The organism is Salinibacterium sp. NG22, from assembly GCF_015864925.1.
Lineage (GTDB): Bacteria > Actinomycetota > Actinomycetes > Actinomycetales > Microbacteriaceae > Rhodoglobus.
The window spans coordinates 648,893-670,450 of sequence record NZ_JADYWG010000001.1; the positions used below are offsets into that span (position 1 = coordinate 648,893).

A 21,558-nucleotide genomic window follows, 5' to 3' on the forward strand; every position below is an offset into this window, starting at 1 on the left:
CGCCTTCGGGTGGCCGTGCGGGAGCCTAGCGGCGACTATTCAGCAGTCGCTCGCTAGGCTCCCCAACATGGAAGATTTCACGATAGGCGGCTTGTGGGCCGCTGTGCGCGCGTTCTACGAGGGCTCGACGCTACTCAAAGGCGTCGTCATCATCGCGGGCGCGTGGGTTCTCCGCTTCATTCTGCTGTTCGTCATCAAGCGCGTCGTCGACCGCGTAGTGAACGGCGTGAAGCACAAAGAGAACATCCACGACACTCAAGTTCTTCTGACCTCTCCCCTGGCGGCGGTGCGCGTTGTTCAACGCACCCGCACCCTCGGCGGAGTTCTCTCCAGCCTGATCACGGTTGCCATCGTGATCGTTGTGCTGCTGTTGCTCTTCGATCTCTTCGCGCCGAACGCCACGGGCGCCTTCGCACTCATCACCGCAGCCACAGGTGCCGGTCTCGGTTTCGGTGCCCAAAACGTGGTCAAAGACGTGCTGAACGGTCTCTTTATGGTGGCCGAGGATCAGTTGGGCGTTGGCGACATTGTTGACCTCGGGCCGGCTGTGGGCGTTGTGGAATCTGTCGATATCCGCACCACGCAGGTGCGCGATGTGAACGGCACCCTCTGGTTTGTGCGCAATGGTGAAATCACCCGCGTCGGCAACATGTCGCAGGGGTGGGCGCGCGTGATCATCGATCTTGCTGTGCCGTATGAGTCGGATGTGGATGCCGTGCAGGAGCGCATCTTGCAGACGGCGATCGATCTATCGAAGACTCCCAAATGGGCTACTCGCATCTTGGAGGTGCCCGAGATTTGGGGCATCGAATCGATCTCGGATGAAGCCGTGGTCGTTCGACTCGTCGTGAAGACGGCATCCGCCACAAAGGATGACGTTGCGCGCGAGTTGCGCGCCCGTTTGAAGAAGGATTTGGATGAGGCGGGTGTCAAACTTCCCGCATTGAACTCGATCGTGTTGAGTGGCTTTGATGGTGCTGCGAGTGTGCGCGGTGCACGACCGCCCCGCACGCGGCCGGTACCGGTGAATTTTCCCGAGGAGAAGCCCAAGAAATGACCGAAGCTGAGAACGTGACCGAGCCCGCTGATGGCGTCGAGCCGACAAGTGAGGCTGCGCCGGCGAAATTGCCGAAGATTCGGTTGATTGCGAAGCCGGCGGTGACCCCGGATGCTCCGGCCGATTCGATGTGGGAACTCATCGGCGGTCGCGACACGTTCGAGAAGCTCGTGCGCGAGTTCTATGTTGGCGTGGCAACCGATGAGGTGCTGCTGCCGATGTACCCCGAGCAGCCCGAGCTCGAGGGTGCGATCCAACGCCTGACGGGTTTCTTGGAACAGTATTGGGGCGGCCCGAACACGTACAGCCAGGAACGCGGACACCCCCGCCTGCGCCAGCGTCACATGCCCTTCAAGGTGAACCCGGATGCCCGAGACCGCTGGTTGCACCACATGCGCAACGCCCTCGACACTCTCGAATTACCGCCGCTCTACGACGCCGAAATCTGGGCGTACCTCGACCGTGCCGCGCACGCCATGGTCAATACGTTTGAGGAGTAGGGCCTCCGGGCTTCATTTCTCTCGGGAGCTCGGGAGCTCGGGATGATGGAGCAGGTTTCAGCCGCGCTGCAGTTAGCCGGGTCGGGACCTTTAGTTTTGTTGATTGACGCCCTTCAGCTCCGATTCGAGAGGCGCGAGGTCTCCTAGCCGCTATCGAAAATCTTCTAGTTCGTGTTCGAGTAGCCCCATTCCATGGGCGCACGGCGCTTCTCCGGTATCCCGTGGCGACAGGATCACCATGATCTGCAACAGCGCGAGCCCTATGATTTGGCCTCTACGAATGAAAGTGACTCTGTCAACGATGGCGGCGATAGCAGTGTCTCGACACCAGATTCCCTGTTGCTGTGGCTCTTGCAGCAGTCCCGGTTCTCGTCGCTAGGCAGACCCTCCCAATTGATTCCTAGAATCCGGTCTACCTCCGGCCGAATAGCCACTGCGCACGAGTGGCACGGACCCGACTTGCGACTAGGGACTACTACTGCGGCCGATGCGATGGCAACGCCACAATCGACTGCGCGGTCGATGTTGTTCGAGTACTCAAGGCTGGATACAAATCCAGCAACGAAAGAGTCTCCAGCCCCCACGGCGTCGACCTTGGTCACCGGAACCCAGCGAGTTATGCCTCCGTCACACACGGCCTGCGCCAGCCGCGCCACCGGTGACCGCCGCACGAATCGCACCCCATTCGCTCAGCGCTCGGCCTGCCGCACGCGCCATTTCAGGCAGGTCCGGGCGAGACTCAGCGACTAGGCCTAGGCGGTTGCCTCCCAAAATTTCTAGCGCTTCTGAAAGGCTTGAGCAGACAAAGTCAGGCGTCGCGGACAAGGCCTTGGCGATTAAGTCGCGTGCCTCGTCCACAGCAACTCTGCACCCCGCTTGTTTTGCGAGCACCGCAAGTCGTGCGTGACCTCGACAAGCGAACCCTGGGGCGAGCACACGAGGTCTGCGCGGCTGTCCATCGCGGCGAGAGTTCGCGTTACATTCACCCCTTCACCACCCGCCGACACGAGCTCATCGACCGACACCACACGGTCGATCGTGAAATTCGGTGTGACGATGATCATTCGATCAACGTCTCTTATCCGACGAACACTCGATTATTCTCCACACTGCACTCGCGTCACGATAAGGTTTGGGAATTGACCAATCTCGCTATGTACAATCCGCACTCATGATAGGGGCTGTCCGTGGATTCCCGAACCGGTAACTCCATTTACGGCCGAGTCTCCGAACTGGCAGCCGTAAGCGCGCGGCTCAGCGAGGTAGCCAAAGGGGACGCAGTTCCGTCTGGGGCAGTAATCGTCATTGGCGGTGACAGTGGCGTCGGCAAGTCAGCTCTAGCGAGCGTCGTGCTCGAGCGTGCCGCACAACAGGGGTTCGACGTCTTTCGAACAGCGTGCGAGCCGTTCCACGAGGGAATGAGCTACTTTCCGACTAGAGAGTTGGTGCGCCAAGTCGCCGGCGGGCGAGCGACGGGTGCTGCGATCGCCGAACTGTTTGGCGAGGACTCTCCTCAGACCGAGATGGCTTCGGTTAGTGAGTCCGTTAATGCAGACCCCTCCAGTCGACGGGAAGCGCTTGTCGCGACCTTCACAAACATCATTCTCGGCAGGTTCGCAAAGCCCGGTGCGCGGCCGATCCTTCTCTTTATCGATGACCTTGAGCACCTCGATGTCGGGAGCGCCGATGCGCTGATCTGCCTCGTCTCCCGCCTCAATGAGGGCAAAGTGGTCCTTTTCGGTGCGTACCGGACTGACCTCGTCGCTTCTTCGGCTCATCCTCTTAGACCAGTGCTCACATCCGCACGTCGCATGGACGGCGTGTGCACGATGTTCGAGCTGAAGGGGTTCGACGAGAGCAACTTCGATTCGCTCGTCGACAACATCCTCGCGGGAAAGACATCGTTGCCTGCGTCTTTCTATCGCAAGCTCTACACCGAAACTGAAGGAAACCCCCTCTTTACCCGCGAAGTCCTCCGGATGCTTCGCTCACCCAACGCGGATGATTCCCCGGGGGCGCTCACCATCACCGATGGGGCGTGGACGTTCGGCGACGACGTCGAGAAATGGGCCATTCCGGACACAGTCGAAGAGGTGATCGCTGCCCGCCTCGACCTACTCGATGTCGAGCAACGCAGTGAACTCGAGATCGCGGCTGTCGTAGGCCGACGATTCGCGTTCGAGGTCTTCTCCGGCCTGATGCAAGCGGGGGAAGAGAAAATACTGCGCGACGTCGAGCAGTTTCTGAGTTTCGATCTTATTCGCGAGCTTGACCAGGACGACGAAAGTTTCGAGTTCTCACACGGCAAAATCCGCGATGTTCTGTACGAGTCGTTGAGTAAACTGCGCCGCCGTCGGGTTCACGCGCAGGTGGCCGCAGTCCTTTCCGAGCTCGTGACGACGGCCAACGAAGACTGGGATGCCCTCATCGGGGAGCATCTGTTCTTGGCCGCTCGCCACGCTGACGCTTTCCCGTATCTTTTACAGGCCGCAAGGAACGCCCAAGCTACAGGATCATCGTCCGACGCCGCTGCGCTCTTCAAAAAGGCGATTGAAGCATCAACTGGAGCCGTGCTATCGGGAGACGACTCGCGGCAGACTATCCAACTAGAACTCGCGGGCGCACTGCTTGCGGCGAGTGAGGCGGCAAGAGCGGGTGAAGTGCTCAAGCAGTTGACCGGCGCGGGCGTGGCATCCACTATCCGAGTTCTGGCGCTCAACTTACTCGGGGACGCCTTGCTCTTCGACGGCGAGGTGACTCAGGCGTTGGTTGCGTACGACGCCAGTCGCGACCTAGCTGTGCACCTCGATGACGAGGTCGCTCTCTGTGAGGTCATGTGCGACCTCGCAGAACTTCATGGACGTCAGTACGAGCGCCAGTCGGGAATCAATCCTGCTGAGTCACAGCGGCACCGAGCGGCATATGTCGAGAACGTCGAAGAGGCATACCGCCTGCACCGAAAGCTGTCCAAGGGCCCCCTGCTCGCGAGAGTCTTGCGCAACAAGGCGAAGCTGGCGCGGGTGTCCGGCGACTTATCCGACGCAGTATCGCTCTACCGCCAATCGATCGAATCCGCGGATGCCCGCGTTTCCGAGCATCGATTTCTAATTCCCTACGCAAAGGCGTTGCGCCTTGCTGGCGAGCCCGTCGAGGCGCTCAAAATCGTGGATCGAGTGCTCGCGTGGAGTGCGCAGGTTGGGTCCCTTCGCTCTGAGGCAATCGCGACCCAGTATCGAGCGACGATCCTCATGACAATCGCGGAATCTGAAGCCGACCTGATGGCAGCTTGGGGTCTGGCGGAGCGCGCACTGCGGGACCACCGGCAGATCGGATTTTCTCAGGGAATCCACGAAACCGAGTTAGTCCTTGGCGAGACGGCGCTGCGGCTCGGTCGCACCGCCGAAGCGCTCGAGCGACTGCGGCTGGCGACAGGGCAGCGCGACCTGACCGATCACGACGTGCTCGAAGTGGCCGCTCGGGAACTCGATGCAAACGGCGAAGAAGACCGTGCGGCTCGCGTGAGACTGGCCATCGTTAGAGAAATTGTCGCCGAGTGACGAAGATCAGAGACAGGCGACCTCGAAACACCCTCACCCTCATCCTCATCCTTGCGGTCGCCCTCGCTGCCTTGGCGGGCAGTGTCGTGTTGTGGGTCGGCGGTCCCATCGATGGCGACAAATACACGGACCTCGGGGTGAGCCTGTTCGTGAGCGCGATCGTTGGACTCGGGATCATCGTCATTGAGCGCTCGCTCGCGCGGTATACCTCCAGCAGGGACGCCGCCGCCGCCGACGAGCAGCGCTTCCTGGCCAGCCTGCTTGCTTCTGAGGACCTGACTGGTGTGCGTCTGCGCGGTCGGGTGCTTTCCAGCGTGATGCTAGCGGGACGTGATTTGACTGCGGCCGACCTAACTGACGCTGTGCTCGACCGGGCCGACCTGCGCGGCGTTTCCGCTGTGGGCGTGATGCTCTCGGGTGCCGTCGCCGCCGACGCCAACTTCTCGAGATGCGACTTGCGGTCGGCCACCGCCGAATCATTTTCATCGACTGAGTCTTCGTTCGTTGCCGCCAACTTTGGAGAGTCTGTGCTGACGTCCGCAAGTTTCGTCCGGTGCCCCATGTCGGGCGTTAGGTTTTATAACGCGCTTCTGGACGGCGCCACTTTCGTCGGCAGCGATCTCAAGCAAGCCGACCTTGGCCGAGCCGAGGGTACAGGCACGATGTTCCCCTCCGCCGACCTACGTGCGGCTAAATTCGTGGCCTCGCACCTCGTCCGGCCTAACTTCTCGGGTGCCGACCTCCGGGGTGCAGACCTCAGTTCAGCGCTTTGGGATGAGCCCGACTTGCGTGGCACTGACTTGCGCGACTGCGTGACTATCGGCACCATCATCAATAAGCCTCGGAGCAACAGCGAAACCCGCTGGCCCGAATCCTACCGAACCACAACGGGAGTAAATTAGCATGGCTGTTTTCTGCTCAGACATCGATGGAACGTTGCTCAACCCGGAGCGCACCCTCTCCCCACGCACGATTCAAGCCATCCGGCATGTCCGCGACGCTGGCCACACCTTCGTTCTGTGTTCATCACGCATGCCAGCATCGATGCGTATCCTAGAGCGCCTGTACGCCGGTGAGAATGCGCCGCTTATCGCCTATAACGGGGGGTTGGTCTTGTCTGCTTCCGGTGATGTGGTGCGCAACACGCCAATTCCCCCGAACACCGCTATCCAGATCTATGAGCTGTGCGATCGACTTGGCGTTCACGGCAGCTTCTACTCCGGCGACGATTGGCATGTGTGGGCCGACGACCGCTGGGCCGACCGTGAAATCAACAACACGGGCGTGCAGCCGCGTCCGGAGAAAGCCGAGTTCTATGCTTCAAGTGGAGCGATCACAACCATGCCGCCGCACAAGATCATGTGCATGGGGGATGAGCATCTGATCAATCAGATCGAGGCATCCCTTTCCACGGTGAGCGATGTGGTCACCTATCGATCGAAGCCCACCTATCTCGAGATCGCAAACGCAGAGTGCGACAAAGGCAGCGGGTTGCGTGCAGTAGAAGCCGACCTCGGGGTGGATGTCAGCGACTGCTACTTCTTCGGGGACAACTACAACGACCTGCCCGCTTTCGATGTAGTCGGAACCTCGATCGCCGTGGCCAACGCGAAAGACGCGGTGTTAGCTGCTGCCACTGTGGTCACCGCCTCTCACCACGATGATGGTGTCGCCCAGTATCTCGAATCCTGGCTCTCTACTGCGAACCGCGGCTAGCGGTCGCCCTACTTCACGTAATAATCCAGTAGGGCTGCGTAGCGGCCAAGCTCGATGGCCTACGCCTTGGACATGACAATGCGGCGTGAGCTCTATACCCGACGGGGACTTGTCCTGAGTTCAGTCCGCGTGGTGATTGTGGCCGCGTCGACTCTGGAAACCGACTGGGCTCAGATTCCACTGTGGCATGAGGTGGTGCCCGTGCTGACGCGATCTACTCGACCGTGGGAGCATGACTTCCGCGCACATTAGCGACCTGAGAGTGATGAATGCAGGCCGTCGCCGTGAACCCGAGCCCAGCGGCATCCCGAGCCTCAGCGCGCAGATCATCCAGGTCGTCGATATCGAAATGCACGGCATCAATCACATCCTTCGAAAAAGCTCCGGCCGATTCGATGTGGGAACTCATCGGCGGTCGCGCCACGTTCGAAAAGCTCGTGCACGAGTTCTATGTGGGCGTGGCAACGGATGAGGTGCTGCTGCCGATGTACCCGGAGCAGCCCGACCTTGAGGGTGCGATCCAGCGGTTGACGGGCTTCTTGGAACAGTATTGGGGCGGCCCGAACACGTACAGCCAGGAACGCGGCCACCCCCGCCTGCGCCAGCGTCACATGCCCTTCAAAGTGAACCCGGAGGCTCCCGACCGCTGGTTGCACCACATGCGCAACGCCCTCGACACCCTCGAACTGCCACCGCTCTACGACGCCGAAATCTGGGCCTACCTCGACCGTGCCGCGCACGCCATGGTCAACACATTTGAGGAGTAGCATCAGCGCCAAGAGCAAGTCAGTTCGCAGCGCAACGCGGAACTCCTAAACGACGACGCACCGTGACAGGTGATAATGATGACCAGCAGCGCAGTTTCGTGCCGATCGGGCACGGAGCGAAGAGAGAAGGAAGAGTCGATCCGAATGACTGCTCGCGCAATCGGTGTGTCGGTGGGCACCGTACACACAGTCCTCTCGGATGAGATATCGAAGACGACAGCAGTGACGTCTTGATCGCGTATCCTGCTGGCCAGAATCCTGATTTCTGGGAGCCGAGGCCGGAGTCATTGACCCACCGGTTCGCTCTGGGCTCGATTGGAAGCTCTTCGCCAGCGACTCCCCCGTTGGTAGCGATCTGCATGAACCCGTCCCACGCGAAGAGCTCAGCGGCGGACAAGACCGTGCTCAGACTCATCGACGCGAGTAAGCAGCACGGCTACTCGGGATGGGTCATGCTGAACCTCTATCCCGAACGCTCGCCGAAGCCGAAGTATCTCCTTCCCTACGACTCAGCGCTCTCTGCCGCGAACTGCACGGCGATCGAGCAGGTGCTCGGAGACCTCAACATCACTGAGGTGCTGGCTGGTTGGGGAAACATGCCGCATCAAACGTTAAGGCGCGCGCAGCTTGACATTCTGGCAACGCTTGATCGCGTCGGTGTGCGAGCCTTCACGCTTGACCCGTTGACGGTGAAAGGAAACCCGCGCCATCCGAGCCCGCCGGGCAGACCTCTCGCGATGCTCGGCCCGAAGCGGTACCTGCCGCGAGCGACGCCGTAGGCGCGTCACCAGTCGAAGAGTGCTGCCGATGTACCCAGAGCAGCCCGATCTCGAGGGTGCGATCCAGCGCCTGACGGGCTTCTTGGAACAGTACTAGGGCGGCCCGAACACCTACAGCCAGGAACGCGGACACCCCCGCCTGCGCATGCGCCACATGCCCTTCAAGGTGAACCCGGATGCTCGTGACCGCTGGTTGCACCACATGCGCAATGCCCTCGACACTCTCGAATTGCCGCCGCTCTACGACGCCGAAATCTGGGCGTACCTCGACCGCGCCGCGCACGCCATGGTCAACACGTTTGAGGAGTAGCAAGGCAAATCGGTGGACCGGAGAACGAGCGCCTGGCCTAAGGCACGACTTCGGCGATCCCGAGCGGAGAATTCTGTAGGATATTCGCACACTAGCGAAAGCGGGCTAATTCATGAGGGATCGGCCACTAATAACGAATCCGCTGCTCGGACGCTGGATTGTATTGGCCGGGGCAGCCCTGTGGATCGTGAGTTTGTCGATCGTGCTGACGCTCTCGCCCTCAGGCACACCGGTGTCGTCCGACGCCGGCGCACAACCAGTCGCGTACTGGGTGATTCTGCTTCCCACCGCTGTTGGTATCGGGCTTACTCTGCTCCTGCCACGACCTTCGCTGCCTCGCCCGGCTGTCGTGAGAGAACGTCGCCCATTTCTCATCACGACAATTGCGCTGCTCGTGCTCGCACTTGCCTTTCCGTTTTTGGCGTTCGTTGTTCCGCTTCTGGGTGAGTTCTACGTCCTCGGAAAGCTCGTAATTCTTATGATCGTTCCCAGCATGCTGGTGCTTATCTGGAGACGGAGTGTGCGCATCCAGTGGAATAAGAACTCTTCGCGATGGTGGGCCCCGGCGATTGTGGTTCTCGTTTGGACAGTGTTATCGCAGGTCGCACCGTGGAACCCCCCGTTCGATATAACGGGGATGGATCGCGGTTATGTGGTGGTCGGTGCGCTGGCAACCGCTGTTACTGCGGGCATCGGAGAGGAACTCTTCTACCGAAAATGGATTCAGACTCGTCTCGAAGCGGCCTTTGGCCCCTGGCCCGCGATAGTAATCACGTCTCTCCTGTTCGCCCTCATGCACGCCGGGTCACATGGCACCGGAGATGCTGTGCTGGACGTTGCTCGATTCATCGTCCTTCAAGGTAGTTTCGGGCTATTCCTCGGCGTGATGTGGTGGCGCTACCGAAACCTCACAGCCATCATCGCGATCCACGTCATCGTTAACGGCTGGGCGGTGGCCGCCGCGCTGCTATCAACATAACCCCGGCCAAGATCACCGTAAGCAATGTAGTTCGCTTCATTTCGCAGCGCGACGAGGACGATCTACACTGCTACACACCATGACAGATAGCGATGAGCAGGGCAGTTACGCGCCGATCGGGCGCGCAGCCGCTAGCTCGGAGATCCTGCATCGTCTCCCTTTCGACATGTCCACGCTGTCGGTGACCGGTCTGGTCATCATCTGCGAGCTCGATGTTCCAGCTCCAGAAAATACCCAACCAACCATGAGCATGAAGATGACCCAGTACCTGCGGGTCTCCGATGATTCAATGATCCGTCTCGATATGGATCGCGGAGTGACCACATCCAGATTTGGGGGTGGCGACGTCGTTTCGTGGAAACGATCCGCAGCCGATGTGATCTCCGAGGTTCTCGATCTGGTGCGGAACGATGACGCCGCGAAACCCGATTCTTTTCCCTGGGAAGGCTACGCCGAGGCCGCACAACTGAGAGGCATCTCGGTTGATGCTGATGCTCTGCGCGGTCTTCCGCACACGGTGCTGCTGTCGGATGAGCTCACCGAGATTTACGAGTTCTGATCGACGGCGGTCTTCACAGCGACAGCGCCTGTGATCGTGAAATGAGATCCGAAAGAGTGTTGGTCAATCTCGGGCGACTACGGCGGCGAAGAAAAGTAGCTTGATGGCCATTCCGAGCACCCCGATGTGACCAATCATCTGGCCGGCGATCCTACGATGCCGGTCAAAAGACAAGCATCGTCGACGGCGCGAGCCCCGTACCTCCAGCTAAATCAACACTACTTATTGCCCTCAGCACGGTCGCCATGATCTTTCCGCCTGAGGGCAGTTGAACTTTGCTAACCTAATCTCACGCGCGACGGTTGGGGGTGTGCTGATGCTGGATATCCTCGTTCTCGGGCCGGTAGAAGTTCGTCGGGGTGCGCAGAATTACCGTCTCGGTGGAGCCAAACAGCAAGCACTTCTCGCTCAGCTGGTCGTTGCCCGAGGCCGCCCTCTTTCTCCATCCCGATTGTGCGGTGATTTGTGGGATGAGACTGCTCCCCGTGATCCTGCTCATGCGCTACAAGCGCGAGTGTCTCGGTTGAGGTCAGCTCTTCCGTCGCTCGAGATTGGGCTCGTCAACGGGGGTTACAGTCTTGCTCCGACAGGTTTTCACACAGACACTATGCGTTTCGAGAATCTGAGGGAGGAAGGCGGCTGGCTCCTCGCCGACGGTGGTCTCGTCCAAGCATCCGAGCGTCTTCACGAGGCGCTCGAGCTGTGGCGCGGGGCCGCTTTCACTGATTTACCTGAGTCCTCGGCGCTTCAAGCAGAATCAGCGCGACTTGAGAAATTGCGGGCTTCGGCGCTGGCAGACCGCATCGATATCGATCTCGCACTCGGGCGCGAATCCACTGCTATTCCTGAACTCGCCGCGCTGGTCGAAGAGAGTCCCCTGCTCGAGCGACACTGGGGTCAGTTGATGACTGCGCTGTATCGACGTGGTCACGCGCAAGAAGCTCTCGACGTCTTTGCGCGCGCCCGCGCGATTTCCACCGATCGGCTCGGTGTGGAACCTAGTGGCGAACTTGGGCAGCTGCATGTGCGCATTTTGCAGGAACAACCGTCAGAATCACTCTTACGCCTCCCGGTAGCAACGCCGGTCTTGTCCCAAATCACCAGGGAACTCGGGCGACCTCCCGCAATAGGCCTGGCGTTGAGCTCGAATGACACGGAGACGCTCGCGACTTTAGTGAAGCAGCACCGAGCATTGATTGTCACCGGACCTGCAGGGATCGGGAAGACCCACCTGCTCCGGGCAGCTCGGGCACGATTTGAGGCTCAGCACTGCCTGACACCATTTTTGTCCGCGAGTACGCTCAGCCGCTCGATACCGCTCGGAGTATTTGCCGGTACTGCGGGTTCCTTCTCAGAGGGGTGGAGAACACCTGCAGCATTGATCGACTCTTTCACTCGTCACCGATCTACTACGGTTCTGCTCGTCGACAATGTGAATCAGTTGGATGAGTCATCCCTCTTCGTCGTTACGCAACTCATCAGCACCTCTCGCGTCCCTACGATTATGGTCGCGCGGAGCCTTACCGAGGCTCCGGCCGAAATACAAGCTCTGTACGACAGCGGCGAACTCACTGAGGTCTCAGTCCAGAAGCTGAGCGACGGGGAGGCCTACGAGCTAGCAGTCAGCATCACTGGAGGGCCTCTGACTCCTGACTCCCGGTTGAGCATCCTCGATGCCGCCGCCGGTAATCCTTTTCATGTGCGTGAGATCATTGCGGGTTCGCTGACGGACGGGCTGTTAGTGCAGACCGAACACGGCTGGGAACTGCGTGGACATCCCGCCCCGTCGCCTCGGCTAGCGCAACTGGTCGGCGCGCGGTTCGACGGGCTCGAGGATGCGAGCGTTGAAGCCGCGGCGCTAGTGGCTATCGCCGGTGAGTATCCCGGTGAGGCTCTGGGGGCTACGCAGCGACGTATTCTGGTACGCGCAGATGTGCTGGTGTTGTCCGATGGCGGGCGGTGGCGCCTCAAGAATCCACTAGAGTCTGAGGTTCTTCGCGCCCGATTCTCGAAAGCGTTGTGGAATGACCTCACCCGCGAAGTTGTGCAGGTCCTGAAGAGCGATTTGGCCTCAGACATGCCACGGGCGCAACTCCGTGCCCATATTCTGGCACTCGATCTTGGTGACCCGATCGATATCCCTGCGACGATGGCGCTTGCCGAAATGGCTCTTGGGGCATTCGATGAACGTCTCGCCCTCCGAGCAGTCGAAGCCGTGATCATGCAGGATCCCCAAAATGTTCACGCGTACAGGCTCGCCGGACTTGCAGTTTCAGCACTAAGGATGGTGGATGCTGCTGACGCTCATTTTGGCAACGCACACCGTTACGCTGCTTCCGAGGCCGAAATCACGGCCGTCGCGTTGGCCCATGCGCAGCACAGCGGTCTTCGGCTTCAGGACCCAAGGAGCGCACTAGAAATTATCGAACGAGCGCTCAGCTTGGTCGAAGCGCCGGGCGAATTAGCTCAGCTTCACCGCGGGCGGATGCGCTGGTCTGCGGTGGCAGGGACAAGAACGGGGACGGGGATGGGCGGCGAGGTTGAGTCGCCTCCCGCGATCACCTCTGATGTCGCGGATGCGTCGGGACTGATCATCATTGGCGTTTCGGGAGTGATCACAGGCCCGCTTGATGAAGCTCATAGGGTGCTCGCGCAACTTCACCAGGTACCCGAAGAAATCATCGATTTGGTTCCCGGTGGCGCTGCCCTCATCACCCTCACCGAGATTATGGCTCTCTCGAACTCGGGTGACGTTGTTGCGGCTCAGCATCGACTTCGAAAGAAGATCGTTGAGGCGAGTGCCCGTGCTCCTGAGTCGCTGGGGCAGTGGGAGTACGCGCTCGGTTTCAGTGAGTTGCTTTCCGGGGATGCGTCGCAGGCCTACACGCTTGCTTTGTCTGCCGTCGAGCACCTCGAATGGCGTGATGCGACCGGTCTCCTTCCCGCGGCACAAGCGCTCACAGCGGCAAGCGCTCTGGCCGCGGGGCACCCTAGCGCGGAGTCACGAGCAATGTTCGATGGCATCCCCGCGGCAGCGTCCAGCGACCCCAAAGTCGTGATGCTCCGCGTTTGGGCTGAGGCCCGAAGCGCCTGGGCCGAGGGGCATCGCGAAGAGGCTGCACACACGCTAGTGGAGACGGCGCAGTGGTTGCTCTGGGCACAGCACACCTACTTTGCGGGGATGCTTGCGCATTGCGCGATCCGCATAGGCTGCAAAATGGACGAAGCTGTGGCGGTTCTGGGCGAGGCACATGCTATTGCTGGCGGCGGTCTACTCACCCTGCTCTTGCGTCACGGTGAAGCAAATGTCGCTGGGGACGCGATCGAACTCAACGAGATTGCTCGCGACGCACGCGAACTGGGGCTCGTAGCAACCGCGGCGGATACTTGGGTGTCCTTGATCGCGGGTTCCGGTGCTGAGGGCCTGCCTGACCAACTGAAACATCAGCGTTCCGCTGTCGCGCAATTGCTCAGCGAAAAACCTGCTCTGGTCTCGTGGGTTACTTGATCCAGAGGTATTGATCGTCCAGTTCAGCGCTTCCTTGCTCTCGATTGCCACATGACGGCGGCGTTCCTTGAACGTGAGGAGGACCTAGGCAGGCGAACGCAGAATGACGGTGAGAAAGTGGGCGAGCACCGCCCACTGTGCAGCGTCTGTGCTGCCCCCGGGAAATAAAGTGTGAGCCGATTGTGAGCGGCATGGGGTTGTCTTGAGGATCAGCATCTACTCGGGGACTAATGGTGAACGGCATCGGGCGACCGCGCGTCGTTTGATGCGTCACGTTCCTCGAGTCAGTCCCTAGAGAGGCAACGATGAAGAACAGACAATATTCACTCGCACCTTGGTCCTTAGTGTTCCTGCTCGGTTTAGGGGTCGCCCTGAGCGGATGCGCAACGGGAACTGTCTCGAATGGTGACAGCGCACTCACCCCTAGTGAGTCTGCTGCTGAGCCCGAAGGTGCGGAGGAAGAATCCGAAATCGACAAAGACTGTATTGCGGCATTTGGCACGGTTGGTCTTGTTGAAGCGGGGTTGCGCTTGCAGGCTGAACAAGCCCCTCTGACCGAAGAAGTTGTCGCCGCCATCTTCAGTGACACCACCCCCTACGCAGACCAACTGCCAGACCCTGTACGCGCGGATTACCAGATCTATCATGATGCGGCAATCAGCGCTGTCGGTCTCGAAGCCGGAGAGGTCGATGCGATTCTTGACGCCGACGACGTCCAGTCCGCCATAAAGAGTGTCAGCAACACTCTTGCGACTTCGCCTGCTTGCCTCTGAGCGACCACCTGCAGACTTCATCGCACGATCAGCAACTATCGATGAGAAAAGAGAGTCCGGCCCGCCGGCAGCTATGACAACACACACCACCTTCACCAAGTCCACCATCATCGCGGTAGCGCTGGCGACAACTCTGTCGCTCAGCGGCTGCTTTGCTAACCCCATTGACCAGCTAACTGACAAAATCGGCAGCGGCATCGCTGAAGAAGGTGCGGAAAAGCTTATTGAAGGAGCTACGGGGAGCGATATTGACATCGAAGCCAACGGGACGATGCCCCAGGACTTTCCGGACGAGGTCCCGATTATCGAGGGAAAGATTGAATCGGCAGTTGGCCTCACGATCGAAGGCCAACAAACATGGACGGTAACTTTCATCGTCGATGACGCAAAATCGTCGGTCAAAGCCGCGCGCAAGATGATTGTTGAAGCGGGGTTCGAAGAGACCCTGTGGAGTGACTCGTACCTGATCGCGGGCATGTTCTCGAACGACGCTTACCAGATCAGCGTTAGTACGTACGCCGACGAAGATGAACAGCGCGTCATGTATCAGGTATTCGAAAATGTTACGGACGAGTAGCAGCGATGAACCGTTTCAGACCGTCGATCGCGATACAGCAGCCACGACATCTAGGCTGATGCGGATGCTCTGCGAGGCCTTCCGTACACGGTGCTGCTGTCAGATGAGCTCACCGAGATTTACGAATTCTGATCGACCGAGTCCGTCGCGTTCGATTGCCCGAGGTACTTCTTCAGTGCCTTTATCGACAGGATGAGAGCCCAGATAGCCAGCACAACGAGCACAAGTACTGCGGCAAAGAAAACGACGTTGAAGACGATTCCTACGATCCCAATTTGACCAATCATCCGCCCACCCTACGGAAAAAGTAAGAGAAACTCCACTAGCGTTGGGCGCCCGGGATGATCGTGCAAATCTCCGCCTCGCTGCAGTTGGCCGGGTCGAGAGCTTGCGCCTGGTTGATGAGTTGCTTCAGCTCCGCTTCGAGCGCCGCTAGGTCTTTCAGGCGCTCCTGCACGCCTTCTAGTTTGTGTTCGAGCAAGCTTGAGACGTGGGTGCAGGGCGCTTCGCCGGCATCCCGCAGCGACAGGATGCTCATGATTTCCGACAGCGTGAGCCCCGCGGCTTGGCTGTTGCGGATGAACGTGACTCGGTCGACAACGGCGGGATCGTAGTCGCGATACCCGTTGCCTTGCCGCTGAGGCTCGGGCAGAAGCCCTTGCTTTTCGTAAAAACGAATCGTGTGGCGCGGAACATCCAGACGATCGGCGACTTCTCCAATAAGCATGGGGCAAGACTAGCGCTTGACCTTCAAGTGCACTTCAAGGTTTACGGTGAAGGTATGGAAATCACGCTGCAATACTTCGAGGGCTGCCCCAACTGGAAGGTTGCCGATCAGCACATCAACGAACTCGTACAGGAGTTCCCGCAGATCACCGTGTCGCGACACCTGGTCGACACGGTTGAAGAAGCTGAGCGTGTGGGGTTCCGCGGGTCGCCCAGCATCCTCTTCGATGGTGTGGATCCCTTTGCCCAGCCGGATGCCCCGGTCGGGCTCGCATGCCGCCGCTACATCACTCCGGACGGCTTTGCCGGCGCACCCACCATCGACCAGCTGAGAGAGAAGTTGAACAGCCATGAGTGACAACAACTATGACCTGCTCGTGATCGGCGCCGGAATGGCCGGCATTGCCGCCGCGAAGAAGACGGCGTCACGCGGGTGGCGCGTCGGAATTGTGGATGCACTCCCCTATGGCGGCACGTGCGCGCTTCGTGGATGCGACCCCAAGAAGATCCTTCGGCGCGCTGCAGAGATCGTCGATTCTGCCCGCCTCTTCGCTGGCAAAGGAGTCAATGCGGATGACCTCAGCGTCAACTGGGCTGACCTCATGCAGCACAAGCACGGGTTCACCGATCCGGTGCCCGAGAGCATGGAGAAGGGCCTCAAGGCGGCCGGCGTTGACACCCTGCACGGGATCGCGACGTTCATCGACACCAACCACATCGAGATCGACGGCACGAAGTTTCAGGCGAACAAATTCTTGATCGCGACGGGTGCGGTGCCCCGCGAGCTAGACTTCCCCGGCCACGAGCACCTCATAGACAGCACCGGCTTCCTGAACCTCTCCGAGCTTCCGCGACGGATTGCGTTCATTGGCGGCGGCTTCGTGTCGTTCGAGTTTGCGCACATTGCAGCCCGCGCGGGAAGCACCCCAGTGGTGATCGACCGCGGCCGCATCCCGCTGAAGGGTTTCGACCCAGACCTCGTCGAACTCTTGCTCAAGCGTGGCGAGAGCGCCGGCGTCGCGGTGCGTCGCGAGACGACCATTGCGAGCGTCGAGAAACTCGCCCAAGGATTCCGCGTCACGACGCAACAGGGCGGCACAGAATCCACGATGGATGTTGACCTTGTTGTGCACGGTGCGGGGCGCACCGCAGACCTGGGTCGTTTGAACCTCGAAGCGGCCAATGTCGCCTTCGGCCCTCGCGGCATCCAGGTTTCGGAGCACCTCCAGAGCACCACGAACCCTGACGTTTACGCGGCTGGCGATGCTGCAGACACCCCAGGGATGCCGCTGACACCGGTAGCGGTGTTCGAGGCGAAGATCGCGGCATCCAACATGCTGAAGCCGAATTCGGCGACACCGGATTACAGCGCCATTCCCACTGCGGTGTTCACCATTCCGGAGCTCGTGAGAGTCGGCATGCTCGAGCACGAGGCCAAGGAGAGCGGCCTCGACGTTGATGTGCGCTTCACTGACACGAGCGGCTGGTTCTCCAACTACCGCATTGGCGAGACGACCGGTGCGACAAAGATCCTGGTCGACAAAAGCACCGACCGCATCATCGGCGCCCACCTCCTCGGCCACGACTACGCCGAACTCGCCAACACGGTCGCTCTCGCCATGAAGAACGGCCTCACCACCCGCCAGATCAAGGCGACAACCGCCGCGTACCCGTCGACGGGGTCAGACTTGGGGTCGATGGTCTGAGGCGGTGATGGATCCGGAGTGGCGGGCCTGTTGTCGAGCCAGATCCTTAGACCGGCGTTAGGGCGGCGCGAAGACGTAAAGCCTGGAATGCGAGAAACTCCATTTTCGTAAGCTGCCCACCTCACAGTGACCCCAGACGCTCGTGGCCGCTGCTCACCCCACAGGCTGGTACCTCTCGATACCATCGAGCTCTGCCACGACCGTACGACGCCGAAATCGGTGCTCACCATGTCCGTGCCCGGTACGAGGGGTCAACGCGCTTGAGGACTAACTGCAAAAAAGTGGACGCGCGATTACTGAATCGATGATTGCCTGAAACGGTTGAAATCGATCTCAGGATGCCTCAACCACGAAGTAGATGTCCTCGAACCGACGAATACGTACCCCATCAGCAACCCGCTCAACGCGAACCTTCCCCTGGGCGACCAGTCTGTGGTTTTCCGGAAGAGCAGCGCATAGCTCTGGGTGGACCGCCGCGAGCTCTGCGGCCTCAGCCCAACAAATCTGTCTATAAAAGAACTCGGCCGCCGGGTGAGAATCAAACCAGTTTCGGTCACTCTCGCACTCGCCCTCGATGCTTCGCATGAGTGGACATTCATCAGTGTGGGTGATCATCCGTCCGTCGACAGAAGGGACGCATTCAGAGCACGGGACATTGGGTACGTCGACAGGCCGAATGCGGTCCATCAGCTCGAGGTGTTCGTCGCTGAGACGTAATTGCATGGTCAGTGCTCCTTTTGCGTACTACACTAATCCGCCTGCTTGCCAGCGGCGGGATCACGAAATCTGCCATGGGGCTCAACGATTATTCCGAGCTCGTCGAGTTCAATTCGGACATTCTCGTCGTTTGCAATCTGCTGCAAGCCGTCGAGGTCGGGCCGCGCGTCACGGGGTACCGACACCGTCACGATCGGGCCCGAGGCTCCGACCTTAATTCCTGCTCGAAGATTCTCAGCGCTCGGGGAATCGATTAGTCCGAGAACCAAAAGGACGAGCTTGTGCTCGTCCTCGCGGGTAAGGCCGGAGGGTCCCATGCGGCGCGGCTGAGGGCTCGATCGGCGTTCGAGGTTCCGAACTCTGAATAAGATTTCATCGAGGATTTCTTGGGACGGCCTTGTCGTTTTAGCGGGGCCTGCCCCCTTCTGCGCAACCTTTATCGCCTTCTCAAACGCCGGCCATGCGTTGTCGAAGAGGATTCGCATCTGAGCCAGTGGGACCGGATTGTCAACGAGTTTGTTAATGTCAGTGACCAGCTTCCACACGTCTTCAATGTGGGCGAGGCTGGTCATCTGAAACTGCTGGATCGGGCCGGTCACATCTGCTTGCGTTAGATCGACCAGCAGAGGCGAGACACGCGACTCGCCTAACGACTTCCCTAGGGCCCCTGCTTCGAAGTTGAGCCAAGGCGCATCCTGTGTGGCTTGAGTGAGAATGATGATTCCGTAGTCGGTGTCGTCGAGGTTATTCGCAATTACGCTAAGCCCGCGAGATCCCTTCTCGATATCCTGACTGGAAACGAACGCCTCTACGTTCTGGAGAAGCACTTGGGGAAGCCACGCGCGAATACCCTCCGCCAGTTTTCGGCTTTCGTCCCCGGACCAACTTACGAATACCTTCACTCGAGCCCCTCCCACGTCGTTTCTCTAGACCAAATCATAGGCGCTAGCGCTTGTCCGCAAGCGAGACGTTCCAGGAAGCAGATCGAGCCGCAAGCACGTTCACTTTTCATGCATTTCGCGCTAGGCCAAAAACACGCAGTCGCAGCGGAATTCAGAATGCCGAAAACTGGTCATGCCTCAACCGTGCCGCTCAAGCCATGGTCAATACGTTTGAGGTGTACCTGCAAAATATTCGACGGCAATAGACGAAGACCTAAAGAGAACTGGAGCACGGAGCGCAACCGATAAGACCTCGCGGCCATGAAAAATGGCATGGCAGGCCAAGTAACGCACGATTGTGAAATTGCAGCCGCCGGTACGCTTTCCATGGGCCACAGGCCAACATCGACTCACGGGAGAGAAGAGAATTGCAGTGCATGCAACTGCGAACGAGAACTCTAGCGGCCCGACCAAAGCCATCCTTGGGCGTCGCGGCCTAATTCCAGCGAAGACTCAAAGAGACGGCCTGCTCTACACCTCGTGGGCTTCCGTTCGTCGCAAAATGCCCGGCAATGCGTCCCTGAATCCTGCGGCCTCGGTATAGAGCCTATAGATTTCATCGGATGTCAATGTCAAAGAGTAGGCCGCGAAATTTCCGTGAACTAGGAGATTGCGCTCCGAACCGATCCGCAAGAATCCTCGAATGTTTTTCTCGAGATCAGAATTCTTTCCGACCAATTTGCTGGCGTATTCTTTGAAATCGGGGCCGAATAGCGCAAAAAATGAGTTGATATTATTCCCGTCCCACTGGAAAAATGAGTGGTATCTGCGGGCCAACGCCGCCTTCGCGACAAAGGCGGTCGCAGTCGAGTTATTGCTCGTCACTTCGGAAAAATAGTCCTCGATGATCCGTGTAACGTCCACCTCTAGTTCGCTGGCTCCGGCGAGCAAAAGTGCTTTCGAAAGCACCGCCCGAGTTGAAACCGCGAGAGAGGGCTCCTGTTCGAGATGCGCAAGAAGCGCATCATGATGTGCTTTGAGCTCGTCTACCGGCCCGGCCATGCTTAACCCCTGGCCCGGTTGAGTACCCGTTCTGCCACGTTCAATCGTCCCTTTACATGACTAGTGTTCGTCGTCTGCTCCTGCGTGAACCCTTGGAACTCTTCCGAATCTGCCAGCTCCTGGAGCAGTTCGGCATCCAAAGTCCAGGCCTCTCCGGACTCAAATTTCTTCGCCGCCACAGCAAACACCGCCTCGAAGAAGGGAAGACTGAAACGCTGCTGCTTGGTCAAAAACGGAGCACGAGGTAGCCCGTCGAGCGCGTTCAATACCTTATCGACGACAGTCTCGATCTCGTCCATCGTCTTTTCGTCGAGTTTTCCAGCCTCTTTGGAGAAGCGATTCAGGAATTTGACCATTGACGGCGAATATGTCTCGCCATTCTTCCAAATCGCGATTCCTCTCAAGAGCACTTCCACATCGCGCATGTGTAAATCCGCATCGGGCTGCGCAAGAAGGCGACGCCAGCGAGGATCCAAGTTGATGCGCGCGAGTGCGTCGTAAAACTTCGAATGGTAGAGGCTCGACCGAATTTCCTGCGGCGTCAACAAAATGCCGCCAGTGTTTAGCCGATTGAACATTTCATAAATCGAGGAATCGTCGTTTGAGGGGCGTACTTGCTTGACGATGACGTTTCGAATCGTCCGCAAATTGAACTGCAGCTGGTGGTCGTCGAGCGTGTGGTAATTCAACTTGTTGAATTTGTTTGGTCGCCCGGGCGAGATTTCGGAGAGCTGCAGATTGAAGTTGTCGAAGTACTCGTTATCTTCCAAAATAGCGTCAGGTATCCGACCTTCTTGGCTCAGAATCCGTCGTATCTCAACACGTTTGTCACGGCGAGGAAACCGTCCCCGGATGAAGTAATAGATCGTCATCAGGCGTTGTTGCCCGTCAATCACGAGAAAGCTATTTCGTCCCTCCTCATAGAGAAATACCTGAGGAACAGGCAAGCCAATTATTAGACTTTCGATTAACTTGCTGGCTCTGCGGATATCCCAAACATAGTTACGTTGAAACCCAGGAATCTTGACCGCACCTGAATCGATGAAATCGTAGATTGTCTTCACGTTGAAATCGTTCGGAGATGACGTCAGATCATATTCGTCAATTTGACCTAAATTCTCGTCAGTCTCGTCGGTCTCGCCGGACTCAAGCCACTCTTGCTGAATTTCACTCATTGCTGACCTCCGGTTCTTCGGTGATAACCGCAATCATTGCAGTTATTTTGTCGGTGTCTCCAAGGCGCGCTCCTTCTCAGCGCGCCCAACCTGAATCAGGGTGCGTGAAGGCACGAGCAGGAGATAACGACATCGTTGATCTACAGCGCGCTACTTCAGGAAACTTTGATGTACTCCTCCCATATTTCGCGCATATTCAGTCAGGTTGA

Annotated in this window: 22 protein-coding genes and 1 pseudogene; 15 read left to right on the forward strand and 8 right to left on the reverse strand. The window is 58.9% G+C overall.

Features of this window, described 5'->3' with window-relative positions; all coding sequences use genetic code 11:
• The first annotated feature begins 67 nt into the window (after nt 1–67).
• Together I6E81_RS03125 and I6E81_RS03130 are read left to right on the forward strand one after the other, a co-directional pair.
• The gene (locus I6E81_RS03125; protein ID WP_197105943.1) at nt 68–1,057 is read left to right on the forward strand and encodes a mechanosensitive ion channel family protein; all 990 of its coding nucleotides are present in this window, start codon (nt 68–70) and stop codon (nt 1,055–1,057) included.
• 128 nt (nt 1,058–1,185) lie between these two features.
• Nucleotides 1,186–1,557: a globin gene (locus I6E81_RS03130; protein ID WP_197107140.1), complete on the forward strand. Its 372-nt coding sequence runs from the start codon at nt 1,186–1,188 to the stop codon at nt 1,555–1,557.
• Nucleotides 1,558–1,817: 260 nt separating this feature from the next.
• Here the strand turns inward: I6E81_RS03130 and I6E81_RS14660 are convergent, their stop codons facing one another.
• Nucleotides 1,818–2,237 carry a PfkB family carbohydrate kinase gene (locus tag I6E81_RS14660; RefSeq protein ID WP_368855402.1) on the reverse strand — a complete coding sequence of 140 codons (420 nt, stop codon included), beginning with the start codon at nt 2,235–2,237 and terminating at the stop codon, nt 1,818–1,820.
• Between the two features lie 156 nt (nt 2,238–2,393).
• Complete coding sequence (locus tag I6E81_RS03140; protein ID WP_197105945.1) at nt 2,394–2,621, reverse strand: hypothetical protein; 228 nt, start codon at nt 2,619–2,621, stop codon at nt 2,394–2,396.
• Nucleotides 2,622–2,744: 123 nt separating this feature from the next.
• Here I6E81_RS03140 and I6E81_RS03145 point away from each other — a divergent pair, with 123 nt between their 5' ends.
• The 3 genes from I6E81_RS03145 to I6E81_RS03155 are packed head-to-tail and all read left to right on the forward strand — an operon-like array spanning nt 2,745 to nt 6,830.
• On the forward strand, nt 2,745–5,114 hold the full coding sequence (locus I6E81_RS03145) for an AAA family ATPase (RefSeq protein ID WP_197105946.1): 2,370 nt from the start codon (nt 2,745–2,747) through the stop codon (nt 5,112–5,114).
• Nucleotides 5,111–6,016, forward strand: coding sequence for a pentapeptide repeat-containing protein (locus I6E81_RS14590; protein ID WP_197105947.1), 906 nt, complete (start codon nt 5,111–5,113; stop codon nt 6,014–6,016). Before I6E81_RS03145 ends, I6E81_RS14590 begins: the two co-directional genes overlap by 4 nt.
• Nucleotide 6,017: 1 nt before the next feature.
• Entirely contained in the window at nt 6,018–6,830 is an 813-nt protein-coding gene (locus I6E81_RS03155; protein WP_197105948.1) for a Cof-type HAD-IIB family hydrolase, read from the forward strand.
• Nucleotides 6,831–7,044: 214 nt separating this feature from the next.
• Here I6E81_RS03155 and I6E81_RS03160 read toward each other — a convergent pair whose 3' ends face one another.
• Nucleotides 7,045–7,239, reverse strand: a complete 195-nt coding sequence (locus tag I6E81_RS03160) for a hypothetical protein (RefSeq protein ID WP_231603848.1) — start codon at nt 7,237–7,239, stop codon at nt 7,045–7,047.
• Between I6E81_RS03160 and I6E81_RS03165 the strand changes: the two genes are divergently transcribed.
• The 8 genes and pseudogenes from I6E81_RS03165 (at nt 7,226) to I6E81_RS03200 (ending at nt 15,082) form a co-directional block, all read left to right on the forward strand.
• Entirely contained in the window at nt 7,226–7,597 is a 372-nt protein-coding gene (locus tag I6E81_RS03165) for a globin (RefSeq protein ID WP_197105949.1), read from the forward strand. The genes I6E81_RS03160 and I6E81_RS03165 overlap by 14 nt on opposite strands.
• 287 nt (nt 7,598–7,884) lie before the next feature.
• Nucleotides 7,885–8,376, forward strand: coding sequence for a DUF1643 domain-containing protein (locus I6E81_RS03170; RefSeq protein WP_255529002.1), 492 nt, complete (start codon nt 7,885–7,887; stop codon nt 8,374–8,376).
• Between the two features lie 19 nt (nt 8,377–8,395).
• Nucleotides 8,396–8,686 (forward strand): annotated as a pseudogene (locus I6E81_RS03175) (globin); the annotation flags it as partial.
• A gap of 112 nt (nt 8,687–8,798) precedes the next feature.
• Nucleotides 8,799–9,665, forward strand: coding sequence for a CPBP family intramembrane glutamic endopeptidase (locus tag I6E81_RS03180; protein WP_197105951.1), 867 nt, complete (start codon nt 8,799–8,801; stop codon nt 9,663–9,665).
• A 79-nt stretch (nt 9,666–9,744) separates the two neighbouring features.
• A complete protein-coding gene (locus I6E81_RS03185) occupies nt 9,745–10,224 on the forward strand; it encodes a hypothetical protein (RefSeq protein ID WP_197105952.1) in 480 nt (159 codons plus the stop codon).
• A gap of 607 nt (nt 10,225–10,831) precedes the next feature.
• Nucleotides 10,832–13,732 carry a BTAD domain-containing putative transcriptional regulator gene (locus tag I6E81_RS03190; protein WP_197105953.1) on the forward strand — a complete coding sequence of 967 codons (2,901 nt, stop codon included), beginning with the start codon at nt 10,832–10,834 and terminating at the stop codon, nt 13,730–13,732.
• 305 nt (nt 13,733–14,037) lie between these two features.
• Nucleotides 14,038–14,505 carry a hypothetical protein gene (locus I6E81_RS03195; protein ID WP_197105954.1) on the forward strand — a complete coding sequence of 156 codons (468 nt, stop codon included), beginning with the start codon at nt 14,038–14,040 and terminating at the stop codon, nt 14,503–14,505.
• A 73-nt stretch (nt 14,506–14,578) separates the two neighbouring features.
• Nucleotides 14,579–15,082: a hypothetical protein gene (locus tag I6E81_RS03200; RefSeq protein ID WP_197105955.1), complete on the forward strand. Its 504-nt coding sequence runs from the start codon at nt 14,579–14,581 to the stop codon at nt 15,080–15,082.
• Between the two features lie 119 nt (nt 15,083–15,201).
• Here I6E81_RS03200 and I6E81_RS03205 read toward each other — a convergent pair whose 3' ends face one another.
• Together I6E81_RS03205 and I6E81_RS03210 are read right to left on the reverse strand one after the other, a co-directional pair.
• The gene (locus I6E81_RS03205) at nt 15,202–15,369 is read right to left on the reverse strand and encodes a hypothetical protein (RefSeq protein ID WP_197105956.1); all 168 of its coding nucleotides are present in this window, start codon (nt 15,367–15,369) and stop codon (nt 15,202–15,204) included.
• A 35-nt stretch (nt 15,370–15,404) separates the two neighbouring features.
• Nucleotides 15,405–15,809, reverse strand: a complete 405-nt coding sequence (locus I6E81_RS03210; RefSeq protein WP_197105957.1) for a heavy metal-responsive transcriptional regulator — start codon at nt 15,807–15,809, stop codon at nt 15,405–15,407.
• A gap of 54 nt (nt 15,810–15,863) precedes the next feature.
• Here I6E81_RS03210 and I6E81_RS03215 point away from each other — a divergent pair, with 54 nt between their 5' ends.
• Nucleotides 15,864–16,166 carry a thioredoxin family protein gene (locus I6E81_RS03215; protein ID WP_197105958.1) on the forward strand — a complete coding sequence of 101 codons (303 nt, stop codon included), beginning with the start codon at nt 15,864–15,866 and terminating at the stop codon, nt 16,164–16,166.
• Nucleotides 16,159–17,514: an NAD(P)/FAD-dependent oxidoreductase gene (locus I6E81_RS03220; protein ID WP_197105959.1), complete on the forward strand. Its 1,356-nt coding sequence runs from the start codon at nt 16,159–16,161 to the stop codon at nt 17,512–17,514. Before I6E81_RS03215 ends, I6E81_RS03220 begins: the two co-directional genes overlap by 8 nt.
• Before the next feature lie 749 nt (nt 17,515–18,263).
• Here I6E81_RS03220 and I6E81_RS03225 read toward each other — a convergent pair.
• The 3 genes from I6E81_RS03225 to I6E81_RS03235 all read right to left on the reverse strand — a co-directional run bounded on the left by I6E81_RS03225 (nt 18,264) and on the right by I6E81_RS03235 (nt 21,349).
• Complete coding sequence (locus tag I6E81_RS03225) at nt 18,264–19,133, reverse strand: TIR domain-containing protein (RefSeq protein WP_197105960.1); 870 nt, start codon at nt 19,131–19,133, stop codon at nt 18,264–18,266.
• A gap of 510 nt (nt 19,134–19,643) precedes the next feature.
• Entirely contained in the window at nt 19,644–20,174 is a 531-nt protein-coding gene (locus tag I6E81_RS03230; protein ID WP_197105961.1) for a HEPN domain-containing protein, read from the reverse strand.
• Nucleotides 20,175–20,176: 2 nt separating this feature from the next.
• A complete protein-coding gene (locus I6E81_RS03235) occupies nt 20,177–21,349 on the reverse strand; it encodes a DUF262 domain-containing protein (protein WP_197105962.1) in 1,173 nt (390 codons plus the stop codon).
• Between the last annotated feature and the right edge of the window lie 209 nt (nt 21,350–21,558).

What these genes read in the sequence shown, in the direction of transcription:
- I6E81_RS03125 (WP_197105943.1), top strand. Translation starts at nt 68, where the DNA reads ATGGAAGATTTCACGATAGGCGGCTTGTGGGCCGCTGTGCGCGCGTTC.
- I6E81_RS03130 (WP_197107140.1), top strand. Translation starts at nt 1,186, where the DNA reads ATGTGGGAACTCATCGGCGGTCGCGACACGTTCGAGAAGCTCGTGCGC.
- I6E81_RS03140 (WP_197105945.1), bottom strand. Translation starts at nt 2,621, where the DNA reads ATGATCATCGTCACACCGAATTTCACGATCGACCGTGTGGTGTCGGTC.
- I6E81_RS03155 (WP_197105948.1), top strand. Translation starts at nt 6,018, where the DNA reads ATGGCTGTTTTCTGCTCAGACATCGATGGAACGTTGCTCAACCCGGAG.
- I6E81_RS03165 (WP_197105949.1), top strand. Translation starts at nt 7,226, where the DNA reads ATGTGGGAACTCATCGGCGGTCGCGCCACGTTCGAAAAGCTCGTGCAC.
- I6E81_RS03160 (WP_231603848.1), bottom strand. Translation starts at nt 7,239, where the DNA reads ATGAGTTCCCACATCGAATCGGCCGGAGCTTTTTCGAAGGATGTGATT.
- I6E81_RS03180 (WP_197105951.1), top strand. Translation starts at nt 8,799, where the DNA reads ATGAGGGATCGGCCACTAATAACGAATCCGCTGCTCGGACGCTGGATT.
- I6E81_RS03185 (WP_197105952.1), top strand. Translation starts at nt 9,745, where the DNA reads ATGACAGATAGCGATGAGCAGGGCAGTTACGCGCCGATCGGGCGCGCA.
- I6E81_RS03190 (WP_197105953.1), top strand. Translation starts at nt 10,832, where the DNA reads ATGCGTTTCGAGAATCTGAGGGAGGAAGGCGGCTGGCTCCTCGCCGAC.
- I6E81_RS03195 (WP_197105954.1), top strand. Translation starts at nt 14,038, where the DNA reads ATGAAGAACAGACAATATTCACTCGCACCTTGGTCCTTAGTGTTCCTG.
- I6E81_RS03200 (WP_197105955.1), top strand. Translation starts at nt 14,579, where the DNA reads ATGACAACACACACCACCTTCACCAAGTCCACCATCATCGCGGTAGCG.
- I6E81_RS03205 (WP_197105956.1), bottom strand. Translation starts at nt 15,369, where the DNA reads ATGATTGGTCAAATTGGGATCGTAGGAATCGTCTTCAACGTCGTTTTC.
- I6E81_RS03210 (WP_197105957.1), bottom strand. Translation starts at nt 15,809, where the DNA reads ATGCTTATTGGAGAAGTCGCCGATCGTCTGGATGTTCCGCGCCACACG.
- I6E81_RS03215 (WP_197105958.1), top strand. Translation starts at nt 15,864, where the DNA reads ATGGAAATCACGCTGCAATACTTCGAGGGCTGCCCCAACTGGAAGGTT.
- I6E81_RS03220 (WP_197105959.1), top strand. Translation starts at nt 16,159, where the DNA reads ATGAGTGACAACAACTATGACCTGCTCGTGATCGGCGCCGGAATGGCC.
- I6E81_RS03230 (WP_197105961.1), bottom strand. Translation starts at nt 20,174, where the DNA reads ATGGCCGGGCCGGTAGACGAGCTCAAAGCACATCATGATGCGCTTCTT.
- I6E81_RS03235 (WP_197105962.1), bottom strand. Translation starts at nt 21,349, where the DNA reads ATGAGTGAAATTCAGCAAGAGTGGCTTGAGTCCGGCGAGACCGACGAG.